We start from the raw sequence: 15582 nt of genomic DNA, 5'->3' as shown, positions 1-15582 counted from the left end.
CATGTCGCAACTAGAGCGTTTTCATGAATTACCTTTAGAAGAAGTGCTCGGTGACCGATTTGGTCGCTATAGTAAATATATTATTCAAGATCGTGCACTGCCTGATGCTCGAGATGGGTTAAAGCCTGTACAACGAAGAATTTTATATGCCATGTATGTAGACGGAAACACACACGAAAAACCATTTAGAAAATCAGCGAAAACGGTTGGTAATGTGATCGGGAACTACCACCCGCACGGTGATTCGTCCGTTTATGATGCGATGGTTCGGATGAGCCAAGATTGGAAAGTGCGGAATTTATTAATAGAAATGCACGGAAATAACGGGAGTATTGACGGCGATCCGCCAGCAGCGATGCGTTATACAGAAGCAAGACTGTCAGCCATCGCAAAAGAGTTGCTTCGTGATATTGAGAAAGAAACGGTAGATTTTGTTCCAAACTTTGACGATACGAGCAATGAGCCGGTTGTATTACCTGCGATGTTTCCAAATTTACTTGTAAATGGTTCAACCGGAATTTCAGCTGGATATGCAACAGATATTCCACCACACCATTTAGGTGAAGTCATTGATGCTGTCATGAAACGAATTGATAAGCCAACATCAACAGTAGATGAAATTATGGAGGTTTTGAAAGGACCTGACTTCCCTACAGGTGGAATTATTCAAGGGATCGATGGTATTAAAAAGGCGTATGAAACGGGAAAAGGGAAAATCATTATTCGCGGGAAAGCTGAAATTGAATCCATCCGTGGTGGCAGGCAGCAAATCGTCATTACCGAAATCCCGTATGAAGTCAATAAAGCGAATTTAGTCAAAAAGATGGATGAATTACGTCTAGATCGAAAAGTAGAGGGAATTTCTGAAATTCGAGATGAAACCGATCGCACAGGTTTGCGTATTGTCATCGAATTAAAAAAAGATGCTGACGCAGAAGGTGTTCTAAATTATTTATACAAAAACACGGATTTACAAATTCCGTACAACTTTAATATGGTTGCTATCCACAACCGAAGACCACAGCTAATGGGCTTATTGCAAATATTAGATGCATACATTGATCATCAAAAAGACGTAGTCACAAATCGATCCAAGTATGAACTAAGAAAAGCACAAGAAAGACAACATGTTGTGGAAGGACTAATTAAAGCATTATCGATTTTAGATGAAGTGATTCAAGTGATTCGCGCATCAAAAGATAAGCGGGATGCAAAAAATAATTTAATCGCAAAATATGCCTTTACAGAACCACAAGCCGAAGCGATCGTTTCCTTACAGCTCTATCGATTAACGAATACCGATGTGACGGCTTTACAAGCGGAAGCTTCTGAACTCGAAGAAAAGATTCAAGAATTGACTTCGATTTTAGAAAATGAAAAGAAGCTTTTACAAGTGATTAAAACGGATTTAAGAAAAATAAAAAAATCCTACGCAGATAAGCGTCGTACCGTCATTGAGGAAGAAATTGAAGAAATCAAAATTAATGTAGAAGTAATGGTTGCAAGTGAGGATGTCATTGTAACTGTAACGAAGGACGGGTATGTAAAACGAACAAGTGTTAGATCCTATAACGCTTCCAATGGACAAGATTTCGGTATGAAAGATACAGACCGACTTCTTCGTCAAATCGAAATGAATACGACAGATGTGCTGTTGCTGTTTACTAATAAAGGGAATTACTTGTATTTCCCTGTCCATCAGTTGCCGGATATTCGCTGGAAGGATTTAGGTCAACATGTCGCTAGTTTAATTTCGATTGATAAAGATGAATTTATAGTCAATGCAATACCTGTTCAAGACTTTGAGAAGAAAGAATATCTGTTATTTTTCACGAAAAGTGGAATGGTGAAAAAGACAGAGTTAATCCAATATAAAGCGCAGCGATATTCAAAGCCACTCGTTGCTATAAACGTAAAGGGTAATGATGAAGTTGTGGGTGTTGTGGTGACAGATGGCATGTCAGATGTCTTTATCACAACTCGCAATGGTTATGGATTGAGGTTTTTAGAAGAGGAAGTAAACATTGTAGGTACACGAGCCGCTGGAGTAAAAGGGATTAACTTAAAAGATGATGATTATGTTGTCAGTGGCCACGTATTTAAGCGAGAGGAGACCCCTTCTCAAGAGTTGATTATTGTGACACATCGCGGAGCAGTTAAAAAAATGACGTTAAAAGAGTTCGAGTGTTCTTCACGGGCAAAGCGCGGTTTAGTCATGTTGAGGGAATTAAAAACAAACCCACACAAAATCGTTCGCTCGTTTATGTGTAAAGGGAATGAGTCGTTATCCTTGTTATCAGAAAAAGGGTATGTAGAAACGATTCTCGTTCAGAATCTCCGCGTAAATGAACGTTATAGCAACGGGTCTTTCTTTGTAGATGAACAAGAAGTAGGAAATGTAATCGATTGTTGGTTAGAATTGGTCGACAATTAATCCAAAAACCCCTTTGTCCTTTAGAAAGTGGACAGAAGGGGTTTTTATTACGTTCGATGAGAACCGGACTTTGTAAAAAGCTCTTAGAAAAATATCTAGAATTTTATTTTTATTTTGTGATATAATATAACGTGTTCATGTAAAAAAACCTCACATATTCATTGCAGCTCAGAATGAAAGGAGAATAGTATGGAATTTTTAAATTGGATTGTATCACAAGGGAATAAGATTATATGGAGTTATGTTCTAATTTATATGCTCATTGGGCTTGGAATTTTATTTACGATTCAAACAAAGTTTGTTCAATTTCGCCACTTCGGGGAAATGTTCCGTATCATAGTAGAAAAAGATCGTGTCGCTAAAAAGGGGAAAGGGGTAACTTCTGCTCAAGCGTTCTTTGTAAGCGCTGCTTCTCGTGTTGGTACAGGGAATTTGGCAGGCGTAGCCATTGCCATTGCTCTTGGTGGGCCAGGAGCGGTTTTTTGGATGTGGCTTATCGCAATGATCGGCATGGCGTCTGCCTTTGTTGAAAGTACGCTTGCCCAAGTTTACAAAGTGAAAGATGGAAATGATTTCCGCGGCGGGCCAGCTTATTACATGGAAAAAGCGTTAAATGCTCGTTGGTTAGGAATTATTTTTGCCATTTTGATTACACTTTGCTTCGGTTTAATTTTTAATGCGGTACAAGCGAATACGATTGCTGCGGCATTCGAACAAGCCTTTTCTGTTAATAAAACGATGATGGCCATGATTTTAGCCGTTATTACAGCCATTATTATTTTCGGTGGTATTCATCGCATCGCGAAAGTTACGCAAATTATTGTACCGGTTATGGCGGGAATTTATATTCTTGTCGCCTTAATTGTCGTTCTCATGAATATGACTGAAATTCCTAGTATCATTGCGTTAATTATTAAAAATGCGTTCGGATTAGAAGAGATTGTAGGCGGAGGAATCGGTGCTACCCTTATGCAAGGTATAAAACGCGGATTATTCTCAAATGAAGCTGGGATGGGTAGTGCGCCAAATGCAGCTGCTGCAGCAAATGTATCTCACCCAGCAAAGCAAGGGTTTATTCAATCGTTAGGTGTCTTTTTCGATACGATCATCATTTGTTCAGCAACAGCTTTTATTATTTTATTATTCGATGTTTCGCCTGATAAGGACTTAAATGGCATTCAATTAACACAAGCAGCCTTATCATCTCATATGGGTAACTGGGCATCTATATTTATTGCCGTTGCCATTTTCCTTTTTGCCTTTAGTTCCATTATCGGAAACTATTATTACGGTGAAACGAACATCGAATTTATTCGCGATAACAAAACGTGGCTTTTCCTTTACCGAGTTGCTGTTGTAGCAATGGTGATTTTCGGATGTGTTTCAGGGTTCCAGATCGTTTGGGATTTAGCAGATCTATTTATGGGCTTAATGGCAGTTATAAACTTAATAGTCATTACATTATTATCGAATATTGCCGTAAAGGTACTAAAAGATTATGTGAAACAGCGTAAAGAAGGAAAAGATCCACTATTTAAAGCATCTAATATTTCAGGTTTAACGAATGCAGAAGCGTGGGAAGGTCAAAAAGATCAACAATCATTTTAAAAATTACGATAACAATCCATTTTAGCGGACGGAATCATGAACGATTTCGTTCTTTTTTTAATCAAAATTTATCTTTTTTTGATAAAGCATTCAGGGATGAAAGCTTGAAAAAAGGTTGCTGTATGAAGTGGGAGTACGTCCCCACTTTTATCTATTTACAAAACGATCCCCATATTAACAACCCCAATGAATAAAAACACTTTTGTTAAATGATTTCTAAGTTAATTTTAGTCGTTAATTTATGTAAATGTTTGTAATTCTCCATTTTTATGAAACTAAATCTCATTTTATTCAGTCTTACTATATGTAAAGAGTTATATTTTGGGAGAGCATTGGAAGGTGTTAACGTGAAACGTAAAAGAGGTTGTATGCAGTTTATATTCATTTTCATGATAGGAGCGGTATTAATTGGAGTTGGTTTGATCTGGGCAATGAATCTTAATACTTCACAAACAACCGTAAATGAAACAAATTATTTAGAAGAGAGACTATTAAACTATGAAAAGGCTGTCCATAAGGAGCTCGAGGAACATAATCTTGTCAAGCTGAAGCCTCTTTTACTAGCCATTATGATTCAAGAAAGTAATGTAATGGGAAACGATATTATGCAATCATCAGAATCAGCTGGTTTAAAACGAAATGAAATAAAGACACCTGAAAAAAGCATTCATCAAGGTGTTTTGCATTTCGCAAAAATGTACGAGTACGGGAAACAAGTAGGTGTTGACACAGATACCATTATTCAAAGTTATAACATGGGACCGGGGTATATAGATTTCGTTGCGAACAATGGAAAAAAACACTCGGAAGAATTAGCAAAGCAATATTCGGAATTGAAAGTTGAACAAAACCCTGACCTCTATAATTGTGGCGGAGACAAAAATAACTTCAGGTATCCTTTTTGCTATGGAGATTTTACGTACACGACTAAAGTAAAGGACAACCTTTCACTCGTTGTGAACCTTCTCGAGAAGCAAGGGGAAGTTGTTTTATTAGATGATGAGTTGAATAAAGCTTTAACCCGCAATTAACAAATGAAATCATATATGAGGATATGGTTATTTTAGTAGCACCACATGATGGAATGGACTCTGAATTTACTCCTCCGATTACAGAAGAAGAGCTATTTCACTAATATTATGTCCTTACATCTAACCACCTAGGGTATTGGGAGAATCTTCATTTCTATCCAGCAATCAAAACGATAAAAGTTTCTCAATTTCATATTACAAAGAGGTTCATTGAAGAAGGATTAGGAATCTCTTTTATCCCAAAATCGACGATAAGAAGAGAGTTATTAGAAGGAAGATTAATTGAAGTACAAACGGATTTATGCGCAACGTTGAAGGCGAGTACGTTTGCGATCGTAAAATATTAGCACACGTTAGAAAAAGATTTTTTTCGGTTTTTATCCCGTTATAGGTATATATAACTTCAATTTTATACGGATTTGAAATAATGCTTCAATATTAGTAAAATGCGAAAAAATATTTCCCCAGAAAAAAGCTACCTTTTTAACAAGGTAATGGGGGATCGTCTCATATAAACAGCGCTTTCGTTCATGCCGAAGCGCTGTTTTATGTACAGTACATATTACATGTTCATAAGCCGCTTTTCACCCGCATAATGTTATTAAGTAATGAAATTACAGCTACGTTTTCTCTTTGTATTTAAGGGAGGGGGGGCTAAAGTTGATCATCCATGTCGTCCGATCAGGTGATACGTTATGGGGCCTTTCTCAAACGTATAGAGTGAATTTGAATCAAATTATCGCAGCGAATCAAATTGCAAATCCTAATCAGTTAGTAGTCGGACAGTCTTTAGTCATACCAGAAGTAGCTCGCTATCACATCGTCCAACCAGGAGAAGCATTATGGAGCATTGCTCAAATGTACGGAGTTACAATTGAATCCATTGTTTATGAAAATAAAATTGAAAATCCAGCTTTAATCTATCCAGGTCAACGGTTAAAAATTCCTACAGACTTTCATGTCGTCAAAGCTGGCGACACTCTTTGGGCGATTTCCATTCAATATGGAGTACCGGTACAAGACATTGTCCGTGTGAATCGAATTATCAATCCATCACAAATTTACCCAGGTCAAAGGCTAATCATTCCAGAAAAAGTGAAACCACTAATTGAAGTGAATGCCTATATCACAAGATTCGATCAAAGTGGGCAGCAAATCGTAAAGGAAATTGGGGAGTATTTAACTTACATGAGTCCTTTTAGCTATGAAGTAAGAGCTGATGGCACTGTAAGGAATCTTTTTGATTCTGAACTACTGAATGTTGCTAAAACGAAAAGTGTGTCTCCATTGATGGTGTTGACGAACTTCAGAGAAGGTGAATTTAGTTCAGACTTAGCCCATGAAATTTTTTTAAACAGTGATGTTCAAGAAAAGTTAATAGGAAATATTATAAAAGTTATGAAAGAGAAAGGATATGTCGGATTAAATATTGATTTTGAGTATTTATACCAACAAGATAAAGAGAATTATAACGAGTTTTTACGCCGGGTAGTGAGCAGGCTTCATCCGTTAGGTTATTCCGTGTCCACAGCAGTAGCACCTAAATATTCCCGTGAACAAAAAGGGCTGTTATATGAAGCGCATGATTATGCGGCACATGGAGAAATTGTTGACTTTGTTGTCATCATGACTTACGAATGGGGCTGGTCTGGTGGACCTCCAATGGCCGTTGCACCGATTCGTGAAGTGCGGAAAGTTATTCAATATGCTTTAACTGAAATGCCAAACCATAAAATAATGATGGGTATGCCTTTATATGGGTATGACTGGACATTGCCTTATGTAGAAGGTGGGCCATGGGCTAAAACGTTAAGTCCTTTAGCCGCTGTAGAGCGTGCAGCTCAATATGGGGTTTCCATTCAATTTGATGAGAAAGCACAATCGTCATTCTATAACTATATAGATGAGCAAGGGAAAAAACACGTCGTATGGTTTGAAGACGCTCGAAGTGTGCAAGCGAAGTATGACTTGGTCAATGAACTAAAGTTGCGTGGTGTAAGTTATTGGGTATTAGGGAATCCGTTCCCGCAAAACTGGCTTGTCCTTAGCGATCATTTTCGAATTCAAAAATTTTAATTGAATATGAATGTATCGTAATCTTGTCATTTGAATGAGTTTTAGCTATGTATTTGGGGGAGGGTATGGTGATCATTTATGTTGTGCAAAGAGGAGATACGCTATGGCAAATTGCTAATCGTTACCGTGTCAGTATTTCACAAATTGTTGAACTAAATGAACTGGAAAACCCTAATCAATTAGTAGTCGGACAGTCTTTAATCATTCCGACATACAATGTTTATCATACCGTAAAACCTGGAGAGGCATTATGGATGATTGCAAACCGATATGGCACGACCGTTGAAGATATTGTTACGGCAAATCAAATAACGAATCCATCTCTTATTTATCCTGGCACTGTTTTAAAAATTCCTGCTTATAAGCATGTAGTTCAACGTGGTGAAACACTGTGGCAAATCGCTAGGCTATATGGTACAACCGTGCAATCGATTATTAAAGTTAATCAAATTCAAAATCCTAATCTTTTATACCCAGGTACAACCCTAATCATACCAAAACGAAAGCTGGAGATTGTAACGAATGCTTTTACGTATCATTCAGGGGCTGAAGCAGAGAAAATTGTTGGAGATGTTGCAAAAGATTTAACGTATCTTGCTACATTTGCTTATGTCATTCAACCAGACGGATCTTTAGTGCTTTATATGGAAGATGATACGGATGCTATACAAACAGGGTTGGCTGATGGGGCAGTCCCGATGATGTCCATTACCAATTTTACAGTAACCGAAGCTGGAGAAAATATTGCACATGCTGTATTAGCAAGTAAAGAAAACCGTGAAAGATTACTAGCAAACATTATCAGCACTATGAAAAACAAAGGATATCAAGGATTAAACATTGATTTTGAAAATGTATTACCGGAAGATCGCAAGCTATATAATGAATTTCTTCAGCTTGCTGTTGATGCGCTTCATCAAGACGGATATTTTGTTTCAACATCGTTAGCACCAAAGATAAGCGGAGAACAAAAAGGATTGTTATATGAAGCACACGATTATCCTGCACACGGCAGAATCGCTGATTTTGTTGTTCTTATGACGTATGAATGGGGTTATCGTAAGGGTCCACCTCAAGCAATTTCACCGTTAAACGAAATTAAACGAGTTTTAGATTATGCAGTATCCGTCATACCGTCCCAAAAAATCCTTATGGGATTTCAGTTATATGCGAGAGATTGGATCATTCCTCATGTACAAGGACAAGAAGCGGAAACATTTAGCCCGCAAGAAGCCATTACCAGAGCAGTAAAATACGGAGCAACCATTCAATATGACCCCGTTTCAGCATCTCCGTTTTATCGATATACAGATGAACATGGAAGAGGCCATGAAGTGTGGTTTGAAGACGGTAGAAGCACACAAGCAAAGTTCGATACGATCAAAAGCTATCGCTTACTTGGTGTAAGTTATTGGGTGCTAGGATTTCCTTTTCCGCAAAACTGGGTATTGCTTAAGGATAATTTTCATATAAAAAAATTTTAAAAACAAAAAAGAGCGGACGATAGCTGATGTCCGCTCCATTTATTATTTAGAAATCCTTCTAATCGTTTGAATAAGGTCTTTTTTTACTTCTTCCCAAATCGATTCATTCGTCAAAAATTGCTCTGTCACTTCTGAAATAAAGGACTTAAATGCTTGCTCATATTCGGATGAATCCTTATCTGGAAGAGAAGACTTCATTTTTTCAACTAGCTCCTGTACTTTTGGTGCTCTTGGCCCCCATTTTGCAACTTCCTCACCAGCTTCATCGATTATAATTATGATTGGAATTGATCTTGATTTACCATTCGTTAAATATTGGTCCATCAACTCAAGATTCATATCACGATACAACAGACGTGTTTCCATTAATGACTCTTCTGCAATCCGCAGGAAAATTGGAAGGTTTACCATTGCATCTCCACACCAATCTTCTGATAAGACAATCGCACGTAGTTTTTTCTCTTGTACTGTCTGCAAAAAAGATCGATCTTCATCATCTAAGCGAAATTTGTTGTAAATCGTTAAAAGGTTTTCTTTATGTGTTTTCATTTCATGAATGTATTGGTATTTACTAATCCCTTTTTCAAACCATTGATTAAGATTTTTCATCGACTTGACCCTCCACTTTTGTATTTATATTTCTACTATAAAAATTTTCACGTTGTATGGCTAATATTTTGTTTTTTAACCTTAGTTAATTTTTTTTTGACAAGTTGATGCTAGCTAATTATTTAACCCACATACCCAAAGGTGAGGGTAAAGGTTTTCTAGTAAGATAATTAATAAAGTTCGAAAAATTTAGCGCATAAACTCGAAAATAGTGTTATAATTGTCGGTATATTTAAGTAATTCAGATAAATAAAAAGGGGAGTTTATTATGTTTAGAAAGAAGGTTTTATGGTTTTTTCCTTTAATGATTTTAAGTTTAATCATTGCTGGCTGCAGCTCTTCGGAGTCAACAAGCAAGAATGAATCAGGGGAAAAAAACAGTGGTCAGACATTTAGTTTTAAGGCAGGCCATTCTTTAACAGAGGAACATCCGTACCACGTTGGCTTGGTTGAAATGGCTAAAAATGTTGAGGAACGTACAAATGGAAAGGTTAAAATTGAAGTGTTTCCGCTTAGTCAGCTTGGAGCTGAAAGGGAGTTAACGGAAGCTCTAACGCTAGGAACGGCAGATATGTCGATTTCTTCAACAGCACCAATTGCCAATTTCTATCCTGAAATTGGGATTGTAGATATGCCGTTTTTATTTGAATCAAGGGAACATGCCTATAAAGTGCTTGATGGTGAAATTGGACAAGGGCTTTTGAAAGGGATGGAGGATGTTGGACTTGTTGGTCTTGCATGGGGGGAAAATGGTTTCCGTCATATTACAAATGCTAAGCGTCCTATCACGAAGCCAGGAGATTTAGAAGGACTTAAGATACGTACACAAGAAAATCCAATTCATCTCGATGCATTTACGGCATTAGGAGCAAAACCAACTCCAATGGCTTGGACGGAAGCATTGACAGCTCTCCAACAAGGAGTCGTTGATGCGCAGGAAAACCCAATTATTGTTGCTGATACGTACAAGCTATATGAATCTAACCAAACTCATATGACGTTAACAGGTCACTTGTATTCTCCTGCTGTTATTATGTTCAGTAAATCTGTATGGGATACACTACCTGCAGATTATCAAGAAATTTTAAGAGAAGAAGCGAAAAACGCCGGAGATCAAGTACGAGAGCTTATAAAGAAGTCTGATGAGAAATCTTTACAGGTTCTCAAAGAGAAAGGTGTAGAAGTTGTTGAAGAGGTAGATGTTACGCCTTTCAGAGAAGCCATTCAGTCTGTTTATAAAAAATATGAATCTGAATTTGGTAAAGAACAACTCGACGCCATTTTAAATGAAAAATAAAAAATCTGGAAAACTTGGCGAGTGTCGAAATTGTATTCGGCACAGACCAAGTTTTTTAGTCATAAGGGGAAGTGAATCGTGGTTAAAAAAGTAGTAGATTCATTAAATAATTTAATCAAGTGGGTATTAATTATTCTTTTTTTTATTATGGTCATTGCTGTTTTCCTACAAGTTCTTTTCCGTTTCGTCCTTGATCAACCGTTGGCTTGGACAGAGGAATTATCCCGATATTTACTTGTTTGGATCACCTTTTTAGGAGCAGGTTATGCGATGAGTGTGAAAGCCCATCCGAGCATTGAAATAGTATTTGAAAGAGGAAACAAGTTAGTGAAACGGATTATGATTGTTGTTTCATCTGCACTAATTATTTTCTTCTTTTGGCATATTGTCACAAATAGCTTTGAATTTATTGAACGAAGCATGATGCAAACATCACCTTCCTTGCAATTGCCGATGGGATACGTTTATACGGTTATTCCCATTTCAAGTATTTTGTTTGTGATCAATGTGTTATACATAACGATATCCGAGTGGAGAAAGGAGGCGAGTGAATAATGGCCTGGCTATTATACGGATTACTAATTGTTCTTTTTCTTATTAATATTCCAGTAGCAGTTGCACTTGGACTTGCCTCAATGATTGTTTTGATGATCCAGGATAGTGTGCCATTAATGGTTATTGTCCAAAAAATGTTTACATCTACCGATTCCTTTACGTTGATGGCTGTTCCATTTTTTATATTAGCCGGAAAACTGATGGAATCAGGGGGAATCTCTAAACGATTAATCCATTTTTCAAGTACGCTAGTAGGAAGCCTTCATGGAGGCCTGGCGATGGTATCGATTGTAACTTGTATGTTTTTTGCCGCGATTTCTGGGTCAGCTGCAGCGACAACTGCAGCAGTTGGGAGCATCCTAATTCCTGCTATGGTAAAACGTGGCTATGATAAAAGTTTTTCAACTGCAATACAAGCAGCGGGCGGAACGATAGGGGTTATGATTCCGCCAAGTGTTCCACTGATTTTATTCGGGGTTATTGCAGGAGCATCGATCGGGGATTTATTTATCGCGGGTATAGTACCGGGAATCTTTGTTGGGGTGTCTCTTATTTTAGTTGCGTATTTTATATCACGTAAAAGAGGGTATGGCAAGGAAGAAAAGAGCTCATATAAAGAAGTTTTCATTGCTTTTAAAAACGCTATATTAGCATTATTAATGCCCGTTATTATTCTTGGGGGAATATATGGGGGAATATTTACACCGACAGAAGGCTCTGTCGTTGCGGTTGTCTATGGGTTAATTGTGGGCTTGTTAATTTATAAGGAGATTAAGTGGAAGGATATTCCAGGAATATTCATTTCATCCGCTATCACTTCTTCTGTCATTTTATTTATTATTTCATGTGCATCCATATTTGGCTTTTTATTGACAAGGGAGCAAATTCCAGGTCAAATCTCGAATGCCATGCTAAGCATTACGTCAAATCCGCTACTTCTTCTCATTATAATTAATGTGATTTTGTTAATTGTCGGGACGTTTTTGGAAACTTCAGCGGCTATCGTAATAATGGCACCGATTTTAGTTCCGATTGCTTCGGCAGCAGGAATGGATCTCGTTCATTTTGGTGTCATTATGGTAGTCAGTTTGGCCATTGGGATGATCACACCGCCAGTTGGTATTAATTTGTTTGTGGCATCGAATATTGCCAACATTAGATTGGAGCACATCGTTCGTGCGATAACGCCGTTTCTCATTATGTTGATTATCGATGTACTTATTTTGACTTTCATGCCATCCATTAGCTTGTATTTATTAGATAAATAGAGGTGAATAACATGTATCAAGATTTATTAAACATCTTAAAGGATTCAGAACGTGTGAGTGTAAATGAAACGGTGCTTAAACACCATAGTGGAGGGATGGATTATCACACAAAGAAGAGTCCAGATATCGTCGTGTTTCCAAAAAACGATAAAGAGGTCGTTGAAATCGTCAAATATGCGGCGAAAAATCATGTCCCTATCGTACCTTTTGGGGCAGGAAGCAGTATTGAAGGTCACCTTGTACCTTTAAAAGGTGGGATTAGCATTGATTTTACATTAATGAATAAGGTGCTTGCGGTTTACCCAGAAGATTTTGTGGTGAAAGTTCAGCCAGGTGTGACGAGAACACAGTTAAATAAATATTTAAAAAAGTACGGGTTGTTTTTTCCTATAGATCCAGGGGCAGATGCGACAATCGGTGGCATGACTGCGACAAATGCGAGTGGGACGAATGCAGTAAAATATGGAACGATGAAGAATAATGTACTAGGTCTTCAGGTTGTCATGGCGGATGGTACGCTCATCACAACTGGAGGTGAAACGATTAAGTCTGCAGCTGGTTATAATTTGACAGAGCTAATGATTGGTTCAGAAGGGACACTTGGTGTTTTTACCGAAATAACGCTTAAGCTTGCGGGTATTCCAGAAGCAACAGTCGTTGCAAAAGCCGTCTTTGAAACAGTTGAAGAGGCAGGAAAGGCAGCAGAGCTCGTCCTGCAGTCAGGGGTTGGTATTGGAAAAATAGAGCTTGTGGATTCAGCAACGATTCGGGCTGTAAATGAATCGAAAAGTACTGAATTTGAAGAGGTTCCTACTCTATTTTTGGAATACAACGGAACCGTGGAGTCAACAAAGCAAGGAATTTCATTAATTAAAGAATTAATAGAAGATGCCGGTGTGAAACGATTTGAGTTTGAAGAAGACTCTATTAAACGTGCACAGCTTTGGGAAGCGCGTCACCATGCTGCATTAGCAATTGTAGAAAGAAAACCGAACCGAAAGCTAGTTTCAACAGATGTTTGTGTACCGATTTCACAGTTAGCGATTTCGATTGCGTATACAAGAAAATTATTAGAAGAATACAAGCTTGATGGGGCTCTTTTAGGACATGTTGGTGATGGAAACTTTCATGCGGTTTTTGGTTTAGATACGGAGGATGAAGATGAAATGAGTCGATTTCACGCCTTAAATGAAAAGGTCGTAAAATTTGCTCTCGAACATAGAGGAACATGTACAGGAGAACATGGAATTGGGATTGGAAAAATGAAATTTTTAAAAGAAGAGCGAAGCACAGCACTGCCAATCATGAAAATGATTAAAAAATCGCTTGATCCTGATAATATTTTGAATCCTGGAAAAATCGTGGAAATGGAAGGTGTTTATAAATGACGAAAAGTCATCGTATAGCCGTGTTACCTGGAGATGGAATTGGTAAAGAGGTCGTTCATGAAGCAGTCAAAGTATTAGAGCTTCTAAAAACAATGGATCCTTCTTTGGAAATGGAGTTTGAGACATTTGATTGGAGTAGCGAGTATTATTTGAAACATGGAGAAATTATGCCTGAAAATGGATTGGAAACGCTAAAGCAATTTGATGCCATTTTATTTGGCGCTATTGGAGATAATAGGGTTCCTGACGAGGTAACGATTTGGGAACTTATTATGCCTATCCGAAAACAGTTTCAGCAATATATCAATTTTCGTCCAGTGAAATTACTACGTGGGGTACCATCTCCTTTAGCGTATGATGAACCAATTGATTTTGTTATTATTCGTGAAAACGCAGAAGGAGAATATTCCAATAGTGGCGGGAGGTTATATCCTGGCTTAGAAGGGGAAATAGCGGTTCAAAATACGATTATGACAAGAAGCGGCACGGAGAAAGTAGCAAATTTCGCATTCAATTATGCAAAAAAGCACGGAAAAGAAACCGTTACAAGTGCTACAAAGTCTAATGCTATTATCCATTCAATGAAACTTTGGGATGAGGTTGTACAAGAAGTTAGTGAGGATTTCCCTGCTATCAAGCTTGAAAGCTATTATATTGATGCACTTGCGGCCTTTTTTGTATCAAAGCCGAAAGATTTTGAGGTGGTTGTGGCATCTAATCTTTTTGGTGATATTTTAAGTGATTTAGGTTCTGCTGTTGTAGGAGGGCTTGGGTTATCTCCATCGGCCAATTTAAATCCTGAAGGGGAATTCCCGTCTATGTTTGAACCTGTTCATGGATCGGCGCCTGATATTGCAGGTAAAGGTATTGCTAACCCGGTTGCTCAAATTTGGTCAGCAGCGCTTATGCTAGAACACTTAGGAAGAGAAGATTTAGCGAAAGTTGTAGTGGAATCTATTGAACAAGTCTTGACGAAAAACGAAGTACGGACACCGGACCTCGGTGGAACTTCAACAACAAGCGAAATGGGTTTTGCCATTTGTGAAGCTGTACAAGACATAATGATAGGGAAGGAAGGTTTATAATAAATGAGATTACGGGATAAAGTGTTTGTTGTTACGGGAGCTAAAGGTGGAATGGGGAAAGAAACAGTAAAACGTTTTTTAGAGGAAGGTGCTTATGTAGCAGCGGTTGATTTGAATATTGAAGGATTGGAGAGCAATGAAAGGTTTTACCCGATTGCAGCGGACTTAACAAAGGAATACGATGTAGCAAAAGTTTTTTCAGAAGCAAATTGTAAATTTGGCCACATCGATGGGCTTGTGAATATTGCAGGTATTGCTCAACCGGCAACACCGATAGAAGAAGTGAGTTTGGCAGATTGGGAGAAGATTATGAGTGTTAACGCAACCTCTCTTTTTCTCACTTGTCGTGAAGCAGCTTCATATATGAAAAAACAAGGTGAGGGAGTTATTGTGAATGTTGCATCAATCTCTATGGTAAGACCTCGCCCAGGGTTAAATGCCTATATCGCATCAAAAGGAGCGGCTGTTTCCTTCTCACAAGCTCTAGCTATTGAACTTGCTGAATACGGAATTCGCGTAAATGTTGTAAACCCAGGTCCCGCAGATACGAATATGCTCGGTCAATTTACTTCCAAAGATGGAGATATCAAAACAACCAAGGAGACTATTTTTAAGAAGAGTGTTCCACTAGGAAGGCTGATTAAACCGATGGATATCGCCAACTCACTTGTATATTTATGCTCAAAAGAGGCTGCCATAGTAACAGGTTCCGTATTAAATGTTGATGGCGGAAGGGGGATTTAAAGA

12 protein-coding genes are annotated in these 15582 nt (G+C 38.0%); 11 read left to right on the top strand and 1 reads right to left on the bottom strand.

What is annotated here, in order from left to right:
* Position 1: 1 nt before the first annotated feature.
* The 5 genes from parC (at position 2) to MLD65_RS10400 (ending at position 8633) form a co-directional block, all read left to right on the top strand.
* Positions 2–2434, top strand: a complete 2433-nt coding sequence (gene parC, locus MLD65_RS10420; protein ID WP_243291806.1) for a DNA topoisomerase IV subunit A — start codon at positions 2–4, stop codon at positions 2432–2434.
* Between the two features lie 189 nt (positions 2435–2623).
* A complete protein-coding gene (locus tag MLD65_RS10415; RefSeq protein WP_243291805.1) occupies positions 2624–4042 on the top strand; it encodes an alanine/glycine:cation symporter family protein in 1419 nt (472 codons plus the stop codon).
* A gap of 368 nt (positions 4043–4410) precedes the next feature.
* Positions 4411–5073 (top strand): lysozyme family protein, encoded by a 663-nt coding sequence (locus tag MLD65_RS10410; protein ID WP_243291848.1) that lies wholly within the window; start codon positions 4411–4413, stop codon positions 5071–5073.
* Between the two features lie 660 nt (positions 5074–5733).
* On the top strand, positions 5734–7149 hold the full coding sequence (locus MLD65_RS10405) for a glycoside hydrolase family 18 protein (RefSeq protein WP_243291804.1): 1416 nt from the start codon (positions 5734–5736) through the stop codon (positions 7147–7149).
* 68 nt (positions 7150–7217) lie between these two features.
* On the top strand, positions 7218–8633 hold the full coding sequence (locus MLD65_RS10400; protein WP_243291847.1) for a glycoside hydrolase family 18 protein: 1416 nt from the start codon (positions 7218–7220) through the stop codon (positions 8631–8633).
* 42 nt (positions 8634–8675) lie between these two features.
* On the opposite strand, the gene MLD65_RS10395 is transcribed toward MLD65_RS10400, so the two are convergent.
* Positions 8676–9242, bottom strand: coding sequence for a thioredoxin family protein (locus MLD65_RS10395; RefSeq protein ID WP_243291803.1), 567 nt, complete (start codon positions 9240–9242; stop codon positions 8676–8678).
* Between the two features lie 268 nt (positions 9243–9510).
* Here MLD65_RS10395 and MLD65_RS10390 point away from each other — a divergent pair, with 268 nt between their 5' ends.
* The 6 genes from MLD65_RS10390 to MLD65_RS10365 all read left to right on the top strand — a co-directional run bounded on the left by MLD65_RS10390 (position 9511) and on the right by MLD65_RS10365 (position 15579).
* Positions 9511–10539, top strand: a complete 1029-nt coding sequence (locus MLD65_RS10390; protein ID WP_243291802.1) for a TRAP transporter substrate-binding protein — start codon at positions 9511–9513, stop codon at positions 10537–10539.
* A 78-nt stretch (positions 10540–10617) separates the two neighbouring features.
* Positions 10618–11094 carry a TRAP transporter small permease gene (locus tag MLD65_RS10385; protein ID WP_243291801.1) on the top strand — a complete coding sequence of 159 codons (477 nt, stop codon included), beginning with the start codon at positions 10618–10620 and terminating at the stop codon, positions 11092–11094.
* Positions 11094–12362 carry a TRAP transporter large permease gene (locus MLD65_RS10380; protein WP_243291800.1) on the top strand — a complete coding sequence of 423 codons (1269 nt, stop codon included), beginning with the start codon at positions 11094–11096 and terminating at the stop codon, positions 12360–12362. Before MLD65_RS10385 ends, MLD65_RS10380 begins: the two co-directional genes overlap by 1 nt.
* A gap of 11 nt (positions 12363–12373) precedes the next feature.
* A complete protein-coding gene (locus MLD65_RS10375) occupies positions 12374–13750 on the top strand; it encodes an FAD-binding oxidoreductase (protein WP_243291799.1) in 1377 nt (458 codons plus the stop codon).
* Positions 13747–14835, top strand: a complete 1089-nt coding sequence (locus tag MLD65_RS10370) for a tartrate dehydrogenase (protein ID WP_243291798.1) — start codon at positions 13747–13749, stop codon at positions 14833–14835. Before MLD65_RS10375 ends, MLD65_RS10370 begins: the two co-directional genes overlap by 4 nt.
* Before the next feature lie 3 nt (positions 14836–14838).
* Positions 14839–15579, top strand: a complete 741-nt coding sequence (locus MLD65_RS10365) for an SDR family NAD(P)-dependent oxidoreductase (RefSeq protein WP_243291797.1) — start codon at positions 14839–14841, stop codon at positions 15577–15579.
* Positions 15580–15582: the final 3 nt, after the last annotated feature.

This window comes from Bacillus sp. FJAT-47783 (genome assembly GCF_022808615.1).
Lineage (GTDB): Bacteria > Bacillota > Bacilli > Bacillales > Aeribacillaceae > Bacillus_BZ.
This window is presented reverse-complemented; position numbering and strand designations above follow the sequence as displayed.